The 18,717-nt window shown below is 39.9% G+C and carries 13 protein-coding genes; 6 read left to right on the forward strand and 7 right to left on the reverse strand.

Annotation, left to right across the window (positions count from 1 at the left end):
* The first annotated feature begins 8 nt into the window (after window positions 1-8).
* The 6 genes from IPN35_01050 to IPN35_01075 are packed head-to-tail and all read left to right on the forward strand — an operon-like array spanning window position 9 to window position 8,121.
* Window positions 9-1,097 (forward strand): phage tail protein, encoded by a 1,089-nt coding sequence (locus tag IPN35_01050; GenBank protein QQS59463.1) that lies wholly within the window; start codon window positions 9-11, stop codon window positions 1,095-1,097.
* 10 nt (window positions 1,098-1,107) lie between these two features.
* Window positions 1,108-4,287 (forward strand): hypothetical protein, encoded by a 3,180-nt coding sequence (locus tag IPN35_01055; GenBank protein ID QQS59464.1) that lies wholly within the window; start codon window positions 1,108-1,110, stop codon window positions 4,285-4,287.
* Between the two features lie 18 nt (window positions 4,288-4,305).
* Entirely contained in the window at window positions 4,306-6,696 is a 2,391-nt protein-coding gene (locus tag IPN35_01060) for a hypothetical protein (protein ID QQS59465.1), read from the forward strand.
* Between the two features lie 17 nt (window positions 6,697-6,713).
* A complete protein-coding gene (locus tag IPN35_01065) occupies window positions 6,714-7,160 on the forward strand; it encodes a hypothetical protein (protein QQS59466.1) in 447 nt (148 codons plus the stop codon).
* Window positions 7,161-7,180: 20 nt separating this feature from the next.
* Window positions 7,181-7,897, forward strand: a complete 717-nt coding sequence (locus tag IPN35_01070) for an N-acetylmuramoyl-L-alanine amidase (GenBank protein ID QQS59467.1) — start codon at window positions 7,181-7,183, stop codon at window positions 7,895-7,897.
* Window positions 7,898-7,953: 56 nt separating this feature from the next.
* Window positions 7,954-8,121 (forward strand): hypothetical protein, encoded by a 168-nt coding sequence (locus tag IPN35_01075; GenBank protein ID QQS59468.1) that lies wholly within the window; start codon window positions 7,954-7,956, stop codon window positions 8,119-8,121.
* A 208-nt stretch (window positions 8,122-8,329) separates the two neighbouring features.
* Here the strand turns inward: IPN35_01075 and IPN35_01080 are convergent, their stop codons facing one another.
* The 7 genes from IPN35_01080 to IPN35_01110 form a co-directional block, all read right to left on the reverse strand.
* A complete protein-coding gene (locus tag IPN35_01080; protein QQS59469.1) occupies window positions 8,330-11,473 on the reverse strand; it encodes a type I restriction endonuclease subunit R in 3,144 nt (1,047 codons plus the stop codon).
* Between the two features lie 3 nt (window positions 11,474-11,476).
* Window positions 11,477-12,046, reverse strand: a complete 570-nt coding sequence (locus IPN35_01085; protein QQS59470.1) for an SLATT domain-containing protein — start codon at window positions 12,044-12,046, stop codon at window positions 11,477-11,479.
* Window positions 12,047-12,052: 6 nt separating this feature from the next.
* Window positions 12,053-13,309 (reverse strand): hypothetical protein, encoded by a 1,257-nt coding sequence (locus IPN35_01090; protein QQS59471.1) that lies wholly within the window; start codon window positions 13,307-13,309, stop codon window positions 12,053-12,055.
* A gap of 3 nt (window positions 13,310-13,312) precedes the next feature.
* On the reverse strand, window positions 13,313-14,602 hold the full coding sequence (locus IPN35_01095) for a restriction endonuclease subunit S (GenBank protein QQS59472.1): 1,290 nt from the start codon (window positions 14,600-14,602) through the stop codon (window positions 13,313-13,315).
* Complete coding sequence (locus IPN35_01100) at window positions 14,599-16,107, reverse strand: N-6 DNA methylase (protein QQS59473.1); 1,509 nt, start codon at window positions 16,105-16,107, stop codon at window positions 14,599-14,601. The genes IPN35_01095 and IPN35_01100 overlap by 4 nt, the downstream gene beginning before the upstream one ends.
* A gap of 34 nt (window positions 16,108-16,141) precedes the next feature.
* Window positions 16,142-16,351 (reverse strand): helix-turn-helix domain-containing protein, encoded by a 210-nt coding sequence (locus IPN35_01105; GenBank protein QQS59474.1) that lies wholly within the window; start codon window positions 16,349-16,351, stop codon window positions 16,142-16,144.
* Between the two features lie 455 nt (window positions 16,352-16,806).
* On the reverse strand, window positions 16,807-18,606 hold the full coding sequence (locus tag IPN35_01110) for an ABC-F family ATP-binding cassette domain-containing protein (GenBank protein ID QQS59916.1): 1,800 nt from the start codon (window positions 18,604-18,606) through the stop codon (window positions 16,807-16,809).
* Between the last annotated feature and the right edge of the window lie 111 nt (window positions 18,607-18,717).

Raw genomic sequence — 18,717 nt, forward strand, 5'->3', positions numbered from 1 at the left:
ACAAAACTATGTACTCAATCAACATTTTAAATCGCGAAAACACGGCGTTCAGTAAAATACTTGATCCTCAGGATTTGAATTTCAAGATCACGCTGGGCGGTCGAGATACGGCTAAGTTTCGTTTACCGCTCTCTCATCCCCGTGCTGAAAAAGAGAATTTCCAAAAACATAACCGTGTCGAAATATATCGTGTAAACCCACGAGATCGATCCGATATTCGCAAGGTTTGGGTCGGTTACATTGAAGCGGTGCGGGTGGTGGATGAAAACCATCTGGAAGTCGGATGCAATGGGTTGTTGCAACTCTTTGAAAAACGTTCCGTTTCTCGCAGTTTCACGAACTGGCAGGGAGGCTTAGCAGTTTTCGAGCTTTTGGAGAGCAAAGTAAATGCCGATTTTGACACGTTTATTTCCGCAGGGATTACCGATGTTACGAATATTTTTTCTCAGGATTTTGCGGATATGGATTCGCTTGGTGCTTGGGGAAAGATTGCGGAAGCCACTGGCGGAGAGTTGCAGGTGGATACGGATTTTCGGTTGAACTTTAAAACCCAAATCGGCGAAGACCGTACAGCAAATGTCATCTTTCGCTTCGTTCAGAATCTTCAAAATGCCAATTCAATCGACAATTTTACTCTCGTCGAAGAAGGCAAAGAGCTATTTAACCGTGTTATCTGTTACGGGAAAAACCGAATCATTTCGTCGGTTTTGGAAGATACCGTCTCCATCTCCAAGTTCGGACTACTGGAAAAAGTGCGGCATTTTACCCAAATAGAAGATCAAGCCACGCTGGATCGAATGGCACAGGAATTGCTGGATTTTCATAAACCCGAAAAAGTGATTCCGACGATTGAACCGAAAAAGGAAAAAATTGATCTTTTTGATTACGGTATTGGCGACCGCGTTCGGGTCATTATCAAACACGCCCTTCTCGACTTTGACCAAGTTCATCGCATTTTGGAGATCACCGTTTCGGTCGGTCGCAATAACGAGGAAAAAATACAAATCAAGATCGCCGAAGTAGGCACGAAAGCGGTCAAAAGCGATGAAGAACGGCTCGCGGAACTAGCGGGTCGTGTGGACGATTTAGAATCTTAACTTTTTTACTATGGCAAATAGAGTTTCCTATCTCAATTCAAAAAACACCTTTTGGCAGGACATCGATCTCAAGAATGTTGAACGTGATTTTTTCACGGATGGCATTGTTGATTCCAATAATGACGCTCCCTCTCCTTCGGCAGTGGGATCGGATTTGCGAGTGTCGGCTCAAGTTACTCCCGATAAAACAGTCAAAATCAAAACAGGCGTGGCGTATTTTCGTGCGGAAAGAGCTAACGACACAGACGGTGACACGATAAACGATGCCCTGATTTTGCGATTTCATAATTTATCGGACGCAAATCTCACCATTCCAAACAACACTTCGGGGTCGGATAAAACCTATGAGATCTGCTGTTCAATTCCTGCTGGAAACATGGACGCAGAAACCATTAACGCCACAGCATCAAATATCGGCGAACTGATCGTGCAGGAAGCTGGTGCAGGGCTTACCAATAAACTTCTGCTCGCAACCGTTACCGTCGAGAACGGTTTTACTTCCGTGACACCCGAGAAGATAACCGATCATCGCATGCGTGTGGCTTTCAAGGCTGTGCCAAAAGGACTGACCGCAACCATCTCCGAGATCAATCTCGCACTTGATGGCATTCTCGCCTCCAGTTTTGACCTCAATATTTTGGAAGACACAACCGTTACCAAGGAGGATTTTAATCGGGCTTTGACGGGTGTTGAAGTGACTGCCGCTGAACTTAATCTGCTTCATGATGTGGCAGGATTGACCAAAGCCGATCTGCAAAAGCTCGCGAACATTGACGCGACAGCCGATGAGATTGATCAGGCATTGGATGGAATTTCTCCCGAGGTTTCCGCGACCAATCTGAATATTCTCATGGGAGGCGGATTTACGAACCTACATAAACATGCGGCCGATCCGCTTTTGAGCGGTATTACTGAAAGCCCTGAGTATTTTTATCTGCCTTCGGGTGATGTTGAAGCGGTCGCAGAAAAAGGGATCATGACGCGATTTACCTATGAGGAGGATATTGTTCAGGAAGATTCGCAAAATATCGAGGTAGTAAACGACAACTTTCAAGGATACGAAGCCAATTATTCAGTCGTTACCAATTTTGATGGCGAAGTTGGTGAAACATACACGGGTGGCGTTTTTGATACTTCAGAATTCAAACAAGGCACGCAGGCCAGAAAACTTATACTTTCTACTGATAGTACAGCCACTTTACTGATTGATATTCCAGCTAAAAACCTTTCCGCATTTATCAGTTCGGACAAAGTGGAGTTTTGGGTGTATGTCAGTGTTTTGGCTAATGCTGATATGGCTACAATCCAGCTTGGGTCTACTACTCCATCAACTAATTATTTTCAAAACAATTTTCTTTCACAGCTTACTCAAAGTGGTTGGAATCGTATTTCGATACCTGTGAGCAGTTTTACTCAGAACGGTTCTGCAAACTGGAATAACATTGTCAGGGTCAGAATTGAATTTTCAACCAATACTAACGGAGCCTGCGACTTTGTGGCAGATAGTTTGCGATTAGTTAAAGCTGGAAACACTACAAACGGATTCTGGTCGAATACGATTGGCTATTGGGAAATCCATCAGGTTGGTGCCGTGAAACGTTATGTAAAAACGGATGAGGCTTCAGGAGACAAAGACAGCATACTTTCTCTCGGAAATCAGAGTCGAAATTATCTGAATGGTATTTTTACTGTGCGAATAAGACGCTTGCAGGGGTCTTTAAATACGGGTATTAAGTGGAGATATACATCACCGTCAAGCTGTTACCATGCCTACTTTACTGGTGCAGAGCTGAAATTTGCAAAAAATGCTGGCACTGTCCTGCAAAGCATTCCGTTTACGTTGAGCACAAATCTCGATTACTGGTTAAGGGTGGCTTTTAATGGCGATACTATCACAGTCTCTACATCTCTTGATGGTACTACATTCACAACACAGATCAGTACAACCGATTCAAGCATTCCAAGTGCAGGCCAAGTAGCAATTTTCGATAACGGGAACATTTCGGCATTTGACCAAGTGATCCTGCAACAAACCTCAATTACTTATGAAAGAGAGGCTTCCGACAGGCTTGTAAAAATTGAAGAAAACACTGGTGAAGGAGATAAATTTGATGGATTTGGTTCATTTTTTAATCGCATTGCTACATTCGAAGTCGATGAGAACGTGTTCATTGGTGGAATAGCTGATACTACAAACTTTAAAACTGGTACTCAGGGATGGAAGCTCCGTACAAACAGCGAAGTGGCTTGCGATAACACGTTGCATCTTGATTTGACGAGATTTGAAGACGGCATCAGTTCGACAAATACTGATGTAATTGCATTCTGGGTCTATTTTGGAATCGAAGTTCCAACAACAATTCATCTTGAACTTGCTGAAACTCAAAATGTTAAAGAAGCGGAAATCATTATTAGTTCAGGATTTTCACTTGGGTGGAATTACATCGAGGTGGCAAAATCTGCCTTTACAATTTTGGGAGGTTTTGACTGGAAGCTTGTGAAGCAAGTGCGTTTTTGGTATACGCACGGCAACAGTAATCCTCAGGTTTCCTTCGACTCAATTCAGCTCGTGAAAAGCACAGGGATTGTTACGGGTAAGTATGACACTGTAAACGGTAAGTGGCTTATAGAAAAAGATATTGAAAACAGCAATCAATACTTGGTGCAAACAGAGGAAGTGTCTGGTGAGAAAATTCTCGTACTTAAAACTGATGGATTGAAAAATCTGTATCAGAATTTCACATTCCGCAGTTCATTCAATGCTCGGCGTGGAAATGCATGTGGGTTGATTTTTAAATATCAGAACGGCTCTAACTATCTCAGATTACAATGCAAAAACGGTAGGATTTCCTTCGTAAAAAGAGTTGCTGGTGTCGATACTGTACTTGGTGAAGAGATGGCGTTCATACCGAATGTGGTTGATTTTTATCATCTCAAAGTTGAGTGCGACAGTAATAACTTCAAGTATTACTACTCTGAAGATGGAGCCATCTGGATTTTAATTGATGAAGTAACGACGTCGGATTTTACGGAAGGGCAAATTGGAGTGTTTTCAGAAGGAATGCTTCTGCGCATCAATGAGCTTTTTGTGTACGAACATAATCAAGGCGGAGATACCTTTTACGAACTTTTCTATGACGATGATGGCAACGTTTCTTCGATCATTAAAAAGCCGACTATTTCTTTATAATTTTTTAACTTAAAAACTATGGCAAATATTACGATTGGTGGTGGAAGCGGATCAGCGTTTAAAGACGCTATTCCATCAGCACTGCAATTCTCAAGCTGGGATAACTATAAATGGTTTCAGCAAGGTGGGCAGGGTCTGAATATCAATTATCAGAATTTTCAGTACAACCCTGTGTATTTTCACCATGTGCAGGATGTGGATAATAAAAAGTTCTTCATTCTGCCCCAAGGAAAAGGCAATAACGCGAGCTATAAATTATCCGATCAAAAGCCTATCGGTTGCTACAAGTACGATCATCAAACGAATCAAAGTACTTTTATCGAATTTAACAGGGATGATATGTACGCACTTCGTAATAAGATCACCCAAAATAGCTACACAAACCTTCTTTATGATGAGACTACCAATAGGCTCTTTTTCTTGAATTTTTCAACGAAAGAAATGTGGGAAATCAATCAAACGACTGGCGTATTTACGAAAAAGACCACTTGCACGATTGCAGGAGCAATTTGCAGTTCGGTATGCACCAACGGAGACATTTACGTTATTGATACCAGTAAAAACTTTGTGAAATTCAATATTACCAGCGGGGTGTGGAGCGCTTTAAATACAATGGGTGGTTCTGCGAGTATGTCTCAAAGTTACTGTCGTTTACTTACGGATGGAACTTGGATTGTTTTCGTTCCTTACCAAAGTATGGCGACTGCTGGTACAGAACTCCAAAAATTCACTATTTCAAGTGGCTTATGGGCAACGGCCGCCGTCGCCAATGCACCTGCAAACACTAACTATTATATTTCTGAAATATTTAATGGCTTTGTTTATGTCCAATATTTGGCTAATACAAACAATTACAGCACCATTTGGAAGTACAGCCTTTCAGGAAATACGTGGACTGCCTCAGCTTTAAATTTACAGTCAAAAGGAATGACTGGCGGGGGTGCTTGGGGGATGTTCAGAGCCAATAACAAGCTTTGCTGGTACGGGAGTAAACAATACCAAGACACCAATAGCGGTCGTATGATGCAAAAGGCGGCAATTTGGGAGATGGATACGGCTGAAAACTTTACCGAAACTACGAAACATGTGCCTGTCGAATTTGGGAACTGGTGCTATGAAATCAATAGTGGATACGAAAATGACATGATGCAGGTGCAGAAGTCTTGCGGCCGTTATCAAATCTGTAATTCATTTCATGCCAATTCTCTCGGGTTTCGCTATTTTCCATATGTTGATCCAACTCTCAAAACGGTGGAGTGGATTAAAGTTCCAACAGAAGCCAATAAGGAAAAAGATTGGCAAGGCTGGGGGGCTGTAGTGAAAAATGGAAAACTTTACATGATAGATGCAAAAACCTGTGATCTTTTTGTCTGCACGATTGGAGTCTGGACATGGACTAAACTTGATAACCTTTTTAGCCGCCTTGGCAACAAGATTCCTTTCAGTTACAACGGAAATGCATTTTATTATGGAAGTTCCCCAAATTCAACCAATGGAGCAACCCCATGGCAAGGACTCTCAGGTCTTTTTACTGTAAAAGAAGATGGTGAGGACATTTTCCTGATATGTCCGAGGTACTCTTCGGATACTTACTGTTATGTGTACAAATATGACGTTTCTGCAGATCAATGGTCGATTTTGAATGCAAACGGCGATATGCCGAATGCATATTGGGGGCAATCAGTGCATCCAACTTATCAAGCATACAAAGATCACCTTGTTGTTTCTAATCAAAACAGCTCTTGGTTTCTTTTCTTGTGCCATTGTTTTGACGCTGGGAATTCTCAGCGTTATACGCAGTATTATTACGCTTTCAACCCTTTGGATGGAACATTTGAAGCTATGGCTGGGCAAAATATCACTGCATGGTATGGAATCTATGGATTTACTCTTGAAGGAAAACCTCTCTGGCATACAAGTAACTCCTATTCAAAAATGAGTTACAACGACATGGAGACCATGGCGTATGACATCACTGGCAAGCTTCTTGAGCAAGTGCTGAACAATCAGGATCAATATATTTACATGAACTCCAAAACCACACAGCATTTTGTATTTAATGTTGATTCTGACAATTTTGAAAAATGCTTCGCTATTTCAGCAAACTCGAGTGATACCGATGGCGGAATTTATCAAGAATGGGGTTTTGATGAGCAGATCAACGCTCCGAAGGGTGGATATCTGCTTGGATGGACTAGAAATGTCTCTCTCGGCACACCAAGTCGTTATGGGCGAATAATAATTGATAATGATGGTGTTCGCTCCTCAATTGTTAATGATGCCTTGCCTGATTCGGTAGTGGACTCTGCGACAGTTTTTACGACCAAAGTCAAAAAGAATTTTAAGCTTTACTTGGAACAATGGTGCTCAAGTAATGGGCTTGTGACTTTTTTTGCACCTACAAATTAATTTTTAACTTTTCTACCATGAAATTCTATAAAACCAAAAACGCCGAAGTTGGCGAAGGAGTTGAGGCTACTGTGCTTTATCACAAAGATAATGGTGATGAGCTGATCTGTGTTCGTTCAGATTGGGATTCTTTTGAGAAGCTTAATCCAAAAGCCAAAGAATGCACTATTGAGGAATCTGACAAACTTATTCAGAAAGCCAAAATTACACTTACCATTCCTAGAAGAAAAGAACTTCGAAAGACCCAAAAGCTCACAGATGAAGATATTTTGAAGGAAATTGATAATGATAAGACCCCTACGGTTAACATTATCAAATCTGATAACGATGATGGGCAGTCTCTGATTTATGTGGAAGAGATCGAAATCAAATCGACCGAGGATTTTCTACAGGCTCAAATCGCTCAATCTGCTGAACTTGAGCCTGTTGTGGTCGAGGAAAAACCTCAAGAAACCGTTATTTAATCACTTTTTAAACTTTTACTATGCCAAAATTATACTTAATCGCTGGTCACACTCAGGGAAAAGACGAAGGAGCTCAAAACCTGAAAACCAAAGAAACCGAGAACTTGATTGCTCGAGATCTGCTTTTGCAGGTTTTCCCGCAAGTCCGAGACGCTGTATTTACAGACATTTGCCCTTTTGATCTCACACTTGAGGAGCAGACCAGCTGGGTAAATAAGCGGGCAGGATCTGATGATGTTGTCCTGTGTTGTCACTTGAATTCGTCCCCAAATAGGACAGAAACAGGAGCCATGTGTTTCTATTATGGTGGAAGTCAAAAGAGCAAAGAAATGGCAGAAAAGATACTCGATGCTTATTGTCGAGCTACGGGACTTAAAAATGCTGGCGTTCATCCTGACACCTCGAGCCGATTCGGCCGCTTGGGAATTGTGAGAGATACCCGAGGGTGGGCGTTTCTGATCGAACTTGGTTCAGTCAACAATGATCTTGAGGTCGTTAAAACCAAGAGTGTCGCAGGACTCCTTGCTGGAATACAGGCAATTTTAGGAAAAGCCGAGGATAAACCGTTTGCTGACGTGGATCGCACTCATCCATACTTCTCAGCAGTGGATTGGGCGAAAAAACGCGGTGTCGCAGAAGGATATGGAGATGGTCGCCTAGGAGTTGATGAAACGTTGACTGTTGGCAGATTTCTTGGCTTTTTGAGGAAGTATGACGATATTCAAAAAATGGGATAGATATATTCTTTTTCCTGACACATAATGTTGGTACATTATTTTTTAATTTTGTAAATATGACCAACAATGACCCAAAGGACGGTCAAGAGCCGATCGAGGAAGATATCAAGGAGATCATGGAAAATCAGGGGGTAGATGCTGATCAGGCAGAAAGAGTTCGGGATGTGATGGAAGAATACGGACTTGATGAGGACGAGGCGGTGGAAGTTGAGGAGCTGATTTAATTAAACAGAAACTGAAACATCCTTGTGAAAATCCTCCACTTTGGATACACTCATGGATGAGAGGTAGTCCTTTAATTCGCTTAGAACCTTGTCCAAGATTGGGTCGCACCGTCTGGCAATCGGTTCAAAGTTTGTCTTGGCACTCCCACCATTGGTTTGTATGGTTTGCCTTGGCAAGACTGCGAAAAAGCCTAAATAAGCCTCGGACTTACGCAGGTACAGCGACTCTTTCATAAACGCTTCTTCCGTTACCCTCGTAATTATCGTACAAGTGGCGATAGGCTTCATCACATTTTGCTTCATAAACTTTTACCTCGTAAGAACGAGGAAGCTCCTTATCAAGGGTGTCTCGAACAGTTATCATCACAGAAGCCCTGCGTTGTTGGGTTTTCTTCCAATCCATAACCAGTTTTTCCCACTTTAGACTTTGGAGTAATGCCTTTGCCGCTTTTTTCACCTGTTTCACTTCTTTGTCTGTTAAGTTCGGTTTCCTTAAAATGTCGAATAGAGCCAATTCTTCATCAGTCAGATTTTCTTCCATGTGACGCTGTTCTTCTTTGTTTAACTCCTTTGTAAATGCGACAAGTTTATCGAAAAACGCTTCGGTAGTCATTGCTCCTGAGTTGTATTCATCGAGTAATGCTTGGAATTTCTCCATAAACTTCATTCGGGCAGGATTGATTTTTATCATTTTTTTGAGTTTATCTCCTATCTTTGTTTTCAATGCCTCATTGATAATGTTCTTCTGGTCTTTTTCAAACTGCTCTCTGAGTTTTTCAAAATCAATCTGGCTTAAATCAACCGTTGCAAGCGAGCGGATATTGTAACCCTCGGTTTCAATAGACTCATCAAGCAATTTTTCAATGTCTCTGCCGATTTCATCTATGTCGGTTGGTGGCAAAAGAGCTATTATTCTCGCCTGAATCACTTTCAGGACTGAAACTTGAGGTAGGTATCTTGTGGCGTGTTTATCCGGCAAAATGGCTCGGAAAAGCCTCGAAACAGTACTTGTAAGGGTAAGATAGTGTTTCTTTTTATCTTCGGTCGCCAAAATACTGTTTACAGCGTCGGAAATGAGTTTTAGTTTTTCAAGCTCGGGAGCTTTGAGAATTGATTCAATATTGATGGAAAGGTCATCACAAAATTGTTTTGATTCTGCGAGTGCTTCCTCAAGCTGTTCAACCAATTCTTCTTTGGAGTGAATAGGTGAATTCTCATCGGTTAAATCTCCGCCTCTGTCAGCGGCGTAAATAGACAACGCTTTTTGCAAACTTCTGAATACTCCGACATAATCCACTATCAAGCCATTATTCTTGTTTTCAAAAACTCGATTTGCTCTGGCAATTGCCTGCATAAGCGAATGATTTTTCATTGGCTTATCAAGGTAGATTGTGGAAAGTGAAGGCACGTCAAAGCCTGTAAGCCACATGTTGCAGACAAAAACTAAACGGAACGGGTCATTTTCGTCCTTAAATTTCTTTTCCAAGTCCTCGTTTACCATTCGCCTTCGGTGATGTTCAATTTCCAAACCTTTTTCATGGAAGTTTTCAATTTCATTCTGCTCAGAACTTACAATCACCGCCATATCCAAGGCTTTGGCTTCTTTGAGTTTAGATACGATTTCGTCCCACTCCTCATCTTTTGCTCCCTTTAACTTGTCCTCGAGATTTTCAATGTACTTTGCCAGATACTTTTTCACTTTATCGTACATCTTCACCGTCGTTGCCTTGTCAATCGAGACAACCATTGCTTTGCCGTTATCCCCACGACCGAAGAAATGATTAACAATGTCCTCAGCAACCTTTTCAAGCCTGTCCTCACGGGTAATAAGGTGGTACTGCCTTGCGAATTCCCGTTCCAGTTTCTTTTCCTGAGCTTCGTCGAGTTCCGCTTCTTCAATAAGTTGTTCCAAATCATCTCCTAAATCTTCATTTTTGAGTTGAAGTTCGGGAATACGATTTTCGTAATACAAAGGTACGGTGGCTTTGTCGTCAATTGATTGTTTGAAGTTGTACACGCTGACATATCCACCGAAAACATCTTTTGTTTTTTCTGATTCACCGGCAATAAGCGGTGTGCCTGTAAACCCGATAAACTGTGCTTTTGGTAAAGCGTTTCTCATGTTTAAGGCAAAGACCTCATACTGGCTACGATGGGCTTCGTCTGTCATTACGATAATGTCATTGCGATTGGAAAGTTCAGGGTATTTCTTGCCTTTATCGGTTCTAAATTTTTGAATGAGAGTGAAAATAAGCCGATGGTCTTCCTGTAAAAGTTCTTGAAGGTGATTACCGCTTTCCGCCTGTACCTGTTTTTCGGTTACAGCTCCCACATCTTGAAATTGTTTGTAAATTTGGTCATCAAGTTCCCGACGGTCTGTAACGACAAGGAAAGTGTAGTTTCCCTCAAACTTACGGAGAATCTTTTGGGCAAAGAAAACCATCGAAAGACTCTTTCCGCTCCCTTGTGTGTGCCAAAAGACTCCGATTTTTCCGCCATTGTTCTTGGCTTTTTTGAATGATTCGATTGAGCCATTAACTCCCAAGTACTGATGATTACGAGCTACAATTTTTGCCATTTTCCCACGGGAATCGTCAAATAAAACAAAGTTTTCCAGCAGGTCGAGGAAAATACTCTTGTTACAAGTTCCTTTAATGATTGTTTCCATTGAGACAATCCCTTTTTCACCCTCTTTGTTGATTCGCTTCCATTCATTAAAATGCTCCCACTGCGATGTAATTGTTCCGATTTTACTGTCTATGCCGTTGCTGAGCATAATAAAAGCGTTGTACCAAAAAAGCTGAGGTATGGTGTTTTTGTAGTCCCTGAGATTATCGTCAAAAGCATTTTTTAGATTCTTATGTGAAGATTTCAACTCCACGAAAATCATTGGAAGACCGTTTACATAGCCCACAAGGTCAGCACGCCTCTTGTACATATCACCGGCAACCCAGAGCTGAGAAGCCAAATGAAAATGATTGTTTTCAGGATTATCAAAATCAATAACAATCACTCGTTCAATTTCTCGGTCTCCGTTTTCTCCCGTAATTTCCACTTTAACGCCGTTTTTTATGAAGTCATAAACTTCTTTGTTGGCTTGGACTAAGTCCAAATTAGCCCGAGACTTTGTAAGTTCTTCGATTGCCAGCTCGATTGCTTCGACGGAAACATTTGAATTGAGTTTTGTGAGAGCTTCTCTGAGCTGTTTTATCAGCACAACGTCATTGATTTCGTTTCGCTCTTCCTCGTTGCCGAACTTCTCCTGAAAGTGATTCTGATATTCAAAACCCAGCTCCTGAAAGAGTTTGATTGCTGGTTGTTCAACGAGGCTGTCTTCTGTGAATTGTTTCATAGGTTATTTGTTATTTAGACGTAAAGACTCTGGAAGAAACCTATCGATTTCTTCATCAGACCAAGTGTATTCTTCACCTTTTACTACACCTTTCTTATTTAGTTTCTCTTGAGCTTTATCATAATCTTTTTGGCATGTTTGTGGAGCTAGGTCGCTTATTTGCTGATACTCTGTTTGAAAAGCATCTCTTTTAGCTTTTAGCTCTGCTTTTGATATCTCCTCGTCCATAATATCTGCGATAAAATTTTTGTATCTATCTCTTAATCCAAGATACTTGATAGCTGCGTTCTTATGCGAAACTTCCTTTGCTTCATAACTAAAGGTTAGTTGAATTATCAAGAAAATTATCTCAGCTATCGTTAAGCCAATACCTATTGAGGAAAAAATTGGCTGTTCTAGATACGCAAGTTGTAAAGACAGGGAAAGAAGAACCAATGCTACCATTAGGATATTTACAAATTTTACCCAAAATACATATTCATGCGTACGTTCTGCTGCTGACTCCTGCACTTTGTGAGTAAAAACTGTATTGGCAAATGAATGCCTTACAACTTCTAAATTTGAATTTTTCATAGATAATTACATTATGTTAACTAAAAATTTGCCACTTCTGGCAATACAAGCTCCATTTTGTACAACGTAGCATTCAATCCAATGCTTGCCTGTGTATTGTGTTTGTTCCCAGCGAACTTGATAACCTTGAAAAATATCTCCCCTGAGACCATCTGAGCTTCTAGCATGTTCACCTGTGTTAACTACTTGCCAGTAATACTGAAAATCTCCTCTAGCATTGGTGTTAGCTACAAACTTAATCCACCAAAGTTGATTTGGTAATGTTCTTCCATCAGAATTAACCCCTCCTGACTTTGTTTTTTTATCAGGACGATACAAATAAGCATCAATACTTACTCGATGTGATCTTTGTTCATTCCACCTTAATGGCTCACAATGACTGTAATCACCAAGTGCCAATAAGCCAGCAAATGCACTTTTTGAAGTACTGTAACTTGGAAAGCTGTCACCAAAAACCTTTCTCCATTCCTCTGTGGCTTTTTCAAATTTTTCGTTTTCTTCATATTCTATGGCTTTTGTTGCTCTATCCTTCGCAGTTTGCACAAAACTCTTATTGTTGCCATCAACACAGTCGTGTAGATACTCAAAAAAATCTTTGACAACTTGTGAATAAGGCGAATCTACATCTTCATAACCTTCGAGAAAATCAATAACAAAGTCTTCAATCTCAAAGGACTTAATACTCAGAGAACTAACTTCCTGTTTCCATCTCTTAATCATTCTTGAAAGCTCAGCAGTTAATCTATTTGACTCGCTATTTGAGTCATTAAATCTTTTAAGTTCACTTCTTGGGTCAAAGGTTTCCCATTCTCCTCCATTTTCTGTATTTGGAATAAGAAAAGTCTTATCGTCCTGTTCAAAAGCTGGCAGTAGTTCAATGTTATGAGTACCATCAGATGTTTTTATTAAAATTACTTTACCCCAAGCCTTAGGCTTGTCCCCAAGTGCATATTTTGAGTCCATTAAAACTTTTCGCACCAATGAGAGTAGTGCAGACTGACCATTATCTTGATTATCAAATTTCGCAAAATCATCTTCTGGCATCTTGAAAAGCACATCAACATCTTGGTCGTCTGTAAATGGTCTTATTGCTGTATTTTTTTTGTATGAGCCAAACAAAAACTTAGTGTTTCCGTCATATTCGGTATCATAAAAGTAATCATGCAGCTTTTTGCATACGCCATTGTACTTTTTCTTGGCATCTTCTCTTTGAGAGCTTGTCAGCCGAATGTTTTCGCCGAATTTTATGAATTGCTCCTGCATAATTTAAGTAAGTTGAATGCTTAACCTAGAAACGTCTTCGTCACCGCTTACCAATTTTGGCAAAAGTAAATCACGAGTATTTCTTAGCTTCCTATTTAGTCTTTGGAGTAGCAAAATTTCATCAAAAATTGATTTAATCATATTGTCATATTGCATAAGAATCTTTTCATGTGGCTGTAAGATTGGAATTTTTTTAATTACTTGCTGGCTTATGTTTTGTTGAGCTGCCCCCATGCCGAGTGCAATTATGCTTTTTATGTTGAATTTCAAGAACTGGAATAAGTAGTAACTAGAAAAATAAGTGTTACCAGCCAAAAAAGCACAACATGCTTGATTCGTTGTTGCTTCCATAGATAAAATACCTAATTTTCCAATTGTCGCTCCATACATTGCCAACAAAACAGTTAATGGTGGAAATGCTTTTGCTGATGATTTTTCTATTGCTAGCTCAGTAATTTTTTCTTCTGTTTCTAGAATAAAACCATCATTAAGTTCTTTTGTCTTTACCCATTCAATTGTCCCATTCTGATAAAATTCCTCCTCTCTTTTTCTACTTGGTGTACCACCAGATGATGTAATACAAATATCTCCAATTTCCTTCACCTCCCACCCCTCAGGAATCTCACCAAACTCCGTACCACTATCAACCATCTTCACTTTTTCATGCCCGGGAAACTTAAAATCAACAAACCACTCCTTGTAAATAAGCTGGGCGGTGTTTTCCAGTATTTTGATTCGTTTCGTGTTGTTTTCTATGAGGTCATCGAAAGCAGAGAGGATTGAGGCGATTTTTTGCTGGGTAGGTAATGGAGGTAACAAGAATTGAATCTCTTTCAAATCTTTAATCGGTAATTGTGGTTGAGCTGAGCCAGAAGCGTAATTCTGAAATTTTTCTTGAGCGGTTGGTGAAGTGAATAAGTAATAAAAGAATCTACTACTAATCTCAGTTTCATTAGCTCGTAAAATCAACATTTGAGCGTTAATAAACCCCGTTTCGTATTGACAGTCAAAATAAGCAAAATTGCCAACACTTCCTCTTGTAGTCATCATTATGTCATGCTTTTGAAGTTTTCCTTTTCTTAGAGAATCAAACTTTTCTTTTGTAATAAACCTTAAATCATTAAGGATTAACTGATTATCTTGAATGTTGGGCGTACTAAAAAAAGGAATACCAAATGATTGAAACTCATCTCTTTTTGGATAGTTTGAAGACCTATCACCATCGATAATTTCGAAAGGCAAATCTTTTAATTTTTTAATCTGCCACCCTTGTTTTACTTGAGTACTTGTCATTTTAGTAATTCCGTTAAATTGTGGTTAATCTTGCCTTCCAGCTCGTGAGCTTCTTCCGTCAGGCTCTTTAATTCTTCGTGATACTCCGAAAGTCTTTGCTTAAAGTCATAATCTTCCTCTGCTTTATCCTCTACGCCCACATACCGACCGGCATTTAGAGAATAGCCCTGAGCCGCAACTTCTTCGATGGTTGCTAATTTGCATAGTCCTTTAATGTCTTTGTAAGGTTTTGAGCCTTCTTCGCCTCGATAACTCCTTACAATCTCAGCTAACTGCTGAATTTGTTCGTCGCTCCATTCTCTATGCGCACGGTCTATTTGAGTAAAGATATTTCTGGCGTCTATGAAGAGGATTTTATCTTTGCGGTCTGTTTGGACTTTTCCTTTATCGAAAAACCAAAGAGTTACCGGCAAGGTGACCGTGTAGAAGAAATTGCTGGAAACAGAGACCATTACATCAACTACGCCTTCCTCGATAATCTTTTGTCTTATGTCTTTTTCCTGATTTCCTGCGTCTGAGGCTGAATTTGCCATAACAAAACCGGCTCTGCCTTTGCTGTTTAAGCAGTTCAAAAAAATCTGAATCCAAAGGTAATTGGCATTATTAGCATTGGCTATGCCGTATTTGTAGCGGGGGTCATCTTTTATCTTCTCCTTGTTGACATCTTTCACATTAAATGGCGGATTAGCCATTGAAAAATCATATCTACCGACACAATCGTGCAAATCCTCATAAAAAGTATTACCAATCTTTATTTGTCCTTCTAATCCATGTACTGCTAGATTCATTTTGCATAATCGCATGGTTTCATCTACTTTTTCTTGACCGTAACAAGTGATTTCTTTGTTTGGATTAGCTTTGTGCGCTTTTATGAAATTAGCGCTTTGTACAAACATACCGCCACTTCCACAGGCGGGGTCTAAGATTCTACCGTGAAACGGCTCTATGATTTCTACTATGAGTTTTACAATTGAAGTGGGAGTAAAATACTCACCACCTTTTTGACCTTCGGTCATGGCAAAATGTCCAAGAAAATACTCGTAAATCTTCCCGAAATGGTCGCCCTCTTCTCCTAATGGGATTTGAGAGAACGATTTCAAGAGGGTAAAGAGAATGTTATTTTCCAGTCGGTTGTAGGTTTTAGGCAAAACTCCTTCAAGTTCCTTATTGAACTTTTCAATTAGCTTCATGGCTTCGTTGATAGCTTTGCCGATGTCCGCACTCTCCGGAAGATTGAGCAAATAGGAATATCTGGCTTCTTCGGGTAAGTACATGACTCCTTCTGCCTGAAAATGTTCTGGCATTAACGCACCACCGCTTCGAGAGCCTGCATATCTTTCTTTTAGCTCCTTTTCTACTTTGGTGAACTTGCTATCCACGAAACGTAAGAAAATCAGACCCAGGACCGGAACTGAGTATTCATGTGATTTGAGCTTAGAATTAGCTCTGAGATTATCTGCCGCTTGCCAGAGTTTTTTCTCTAGCTCTCCGTTATTTTTATTCATTGAATTGATAGTTAGACTTAGAAATGTTTTCGATTTACTGCTTTTTCTTTGGCTTAGCCTCTTTAGGCTTTGCTTCGAGAAAAGCAATGACGTCCTTTTTATGGTAACGCCTTGGCTGTGTTTGACTGGCTCGAAAAGCAGTCAAAATGCCTGTTCTGTCCCATCTTCGCAAGGTTTGGGTTGATACGTTTAGTATCTTAGCTACTTCTTGAATGGTCAAAACGTTGTTTTCATTCTCAAGCATCGCTTAAATGTTAAGATGGTTAAAGTTGTACAAGTCTGTACATTGGTATCTTATCAAATAGAATGAAAAAATCAATAAAAGGCTGAATTATTTTCCAGCCTGCTGTGTACGTAAAAGAAATGTTTGTTGGACTTCGTTTTACTTGTTTTCAGTTGTTCTGCGTCTATAAAATTATTTGTGATTTCCGATAGGTGTTAATTATTTGGTGTCTAAAAATAAGGTTTTATATTCTTGTAGACTGACTTAAAAATCATTCGCTAAAAAAGAAAATAAAAGAGCTGGAAATTGAAATTTTGAAAAAAAGTATTTGAAAATTTATTCTTCGCCAGAGCAGGTGTCTGCGGAATGTTTCTGGTGTGGAGCAGAACCTGTTCCGAAATGTTTCCTTTTTTTCGTCCTTGCCAGAGTCTCCTGAAAAGGGACTGCACCAAGCAGATTCCATTAAAAATACTCTTCTAGATATCATTTAGAAAAATCTCCATTTCCTCTTTTTCTTGAAGGAGTTCTTCAAGTTCTTTGTAGGAAACGTTTATTTTTTTTATAAGCTCTGAAATTTCTTCTCCATATTGTCGCATGCGAATATGATCATTTTCGAGGGAAACTTCTTGAAGAAGCTTTGTTGATTCTTCATTTTTTGCTTCGAGCTTTTCAATTCCTTTTTCCAGTTTGGCAATATCTTTTTCTGTCTTTTGAAGGCGTTTTCGAACTTCTTTTCGATCTTCTCTTGTTCCGTTTCCGGTATTTTTTTTGAGTATTTGTATTTCTTGTTCTTCTGTTTTCCACCTAATTTCTTCAAGAAACGTCGAGTATGGGAGTTCGTACGAGCGAACCCCACTGTCAAAAACAACGAGTTTATTCGCAAGACGATGGAGAATGTCTTCATCGTGTGAAACAAATACAAGCGCGCCACCAAATTCTTGAAGGGCGTTGCAGAGCGCATTGCACGATTCCATATCTAAATGGTTTGTTGGCTCATCTAAAAACAGAAGATGCACTGACGAAAGCAATATTTTTCCCAAACTCACTCTGCTTTTTTCTCCTCCCGAGAGGACAGAAATGGTCTTATGAACATCATTTCCACGAAAGAGAAGTGAAGCACAAAGATCTCGAATTTCCTGTTCTGTTGTTTTTTCTTTGCTCTCGATAAGTTCTTCAAGAATTGTTTTTTGTGGATTAAGTGAGAGAGTATTGCTTTGTGAGAAGTATCCATATTCAATATTCGACTTCATTTTTATCGTTCCAGAGTTTGCTGAGAGTTCGTTTGCCAGTAAACGGAGAAGCGTTGTTTTTCCGGCACCGTTTTTTCCAATGATACCAATTTTATCTCCGGGAGAAACTGTGAGATTTAGTTTTTCTATAAGAAGTGGTTTTTCTGCATCGTATCCAAAACAGAGGCTAGTAGCAGAAAGCATATTTCCCGAATGAAATGGCTTTGTATGGAAACGGAACGCAATTTCTGGTATTTTTTCTAGTTCTTGTTGGGTTTCGAGTTTCGAGAGCATTTTAATACGAGATTGCACGAGTCCTGCCGAGCGAGCACCAGAGCGGAATTCACGGATAAACGTTTCCGATTTTGCCTTCTTCTTTTCCGTGGCAATGCGAGTTTGTTCGTACACTTTTTCTTCGTGAAAAATCTGACGATATATTTGCTGTGTGCCACCCTTCATTTTTTTAATCTTTTGGCGGTGAATTGCCATAGTATGAGTAGTTACTTCATCCATAAACGATCTATTATGTGTGACGAGCAAAAATTCTCCATTCCATTTTTGCAAGAATCGCGAAAGCCAACGCAGAGAAACAATATCGAGATAATTTGTCGGCTCATCGAGCAAAAGCATATCTGGTTCAGAGAGGAGCATTTTTGCGAGATTGATCCGCATTTGGTATCCGCCAGAAAATTCTTGTGGATTTCGCGTAAAATCCGCTTCCGAAAATCCAAGTCCCGAGAGAATCATTTCTGCTTTCCATTTCTTATCATCCGTTGCTATTTGCAGTCCTGTTTGTGTTTCTTCTAAAACAGTGGATTTTGTAAAATGAATGTGTTGCTCAAGTTCCCCAATACGATACCCTTTTGGTAGAAGAACATCGCCTGTTTCACACACGTCTTTCCCTGAAATAATCCGCAAGAGTGTACTTTTTCCGTATCCATTACGTCCGATAATTCCAATTTTTTCGTGTTTATGAACAGTAAAATTTACATTTTCGAAGAGAGTTTTATTCCCAAAAGTTTTTGAGACATTCGCGAGTCGAATCATAAAAAAGGAGTCAGAATATATTTGCTCTAGTGTTTTATAGCATATTCTCGTTCCAAGAAGACACTTCTTCTTTTTCTGTCCGATTTCTTTTCGAAAGGCGTGCATAGAGAT

The sequence above is a fragment of the Candidatus Peregrinibacteria bacterium genome (assembly GCA_016699755.1).
GTDB lineage: Bacteria > Patescibacteriota > Gracilibacteria > CAIRYL01.

What these genes read in the sequence shown, in the direction of transcription:
- IPN35_01090 (QQS59471.1), bottom strand. Translation starts at nt 13,309, where the DNA reads ATGCAGGAGCAATTCATAAAATTCGGCGAAAACATTCGGCTGACAAGC.
- IPN35_01055 (QQS59464.1), top strand. Translation starts at nt 1,108, where the DNA reads ATGGCAAATAGAGTTTCCTATCTCAATTCAAAAAACACCTTTTGGCAG.
- IPN35_01070 (QQS59467.1), top strand. Translation starts at nt 7,181, where the DNA reads ATGCCAAAATTATACTTAATCGCTGGTCACACTCAGGGAAAAGACGAA.
- IPN35_01085 (QQS59470.1), bottom strand. Translation starts at nt 12,046, where the DNA reads ATGAAAAATTCAAATTTAGAAGTTGTAAGGCATTCATTTGCCAATACA.
- IPN35_01065 (QQS59466.1), top strand. Translation starts at nt 6,714, where the DNA reads ATGAAATTCTATAAAACCAAAAACGCCGAAGTTGGCGAAGGAGTTGAG.
- IPN35_01105 (QQS59474.1), bottom strand. Translation starts at nt 16,351, where the DNA reads ATGCTTGAGAATGAAAACAACGTTTTGACCATTCAAGAAGTAGCTAAG.
- IPN35_01075 (QQS59468.1), top strand. Translation starts at nt 7,954, where the DNA reads ATGACCAACAATGACCCAAAGGACGGTCAAGAGCCGATCGAGGAAGAT.
- IPN35_01095 (QQS59472.1), bottom strand. Translation starts at nt 14,602, where the DNA reads ATGACAAGTACTCAAGTAAAACAAGGGTGGCAGATTAAAAAATTAAAA.
- IPN35_01100 (QQS59473.1), bottom strand. Translation starts at nt 16,107, where the DNA reads ATGAATAAAAATAACGGAGAGCTAGAGAAAAAACTCTGGCAAGCGGCA.
- IPN35_01060 (QQS59465.1), top strand. Translation starts at nt 4,306, where the DNA reads ATGGCAAATATTACGATTGGTGGTGGAAGCGGATCAGCGTTTAAAGAC.
- IPN35_01110 (QQS59916.1), bottom strand. Translation starts at nt 18,606, where the DNA reads ATGATTCGACTCGCGAATGTCTCAAAAACTTTTGGGAATAAAACTCTC.
- IPN35_01050 (QQS59463.1), top strand. Translation starts at nt 9, where the DNA reads ATGTACTCAATCAACATTTTAAATCGCGAAAACACGGCGTTCAGTAAA.
- IPN35_01080 (QQS59469.1), bottom strand. Translation starts at nt 11,473, where the DNA reads ATGAAACAATTCACAGAAGACAGCCTCGTTGAACAACCAGCAATCAAA.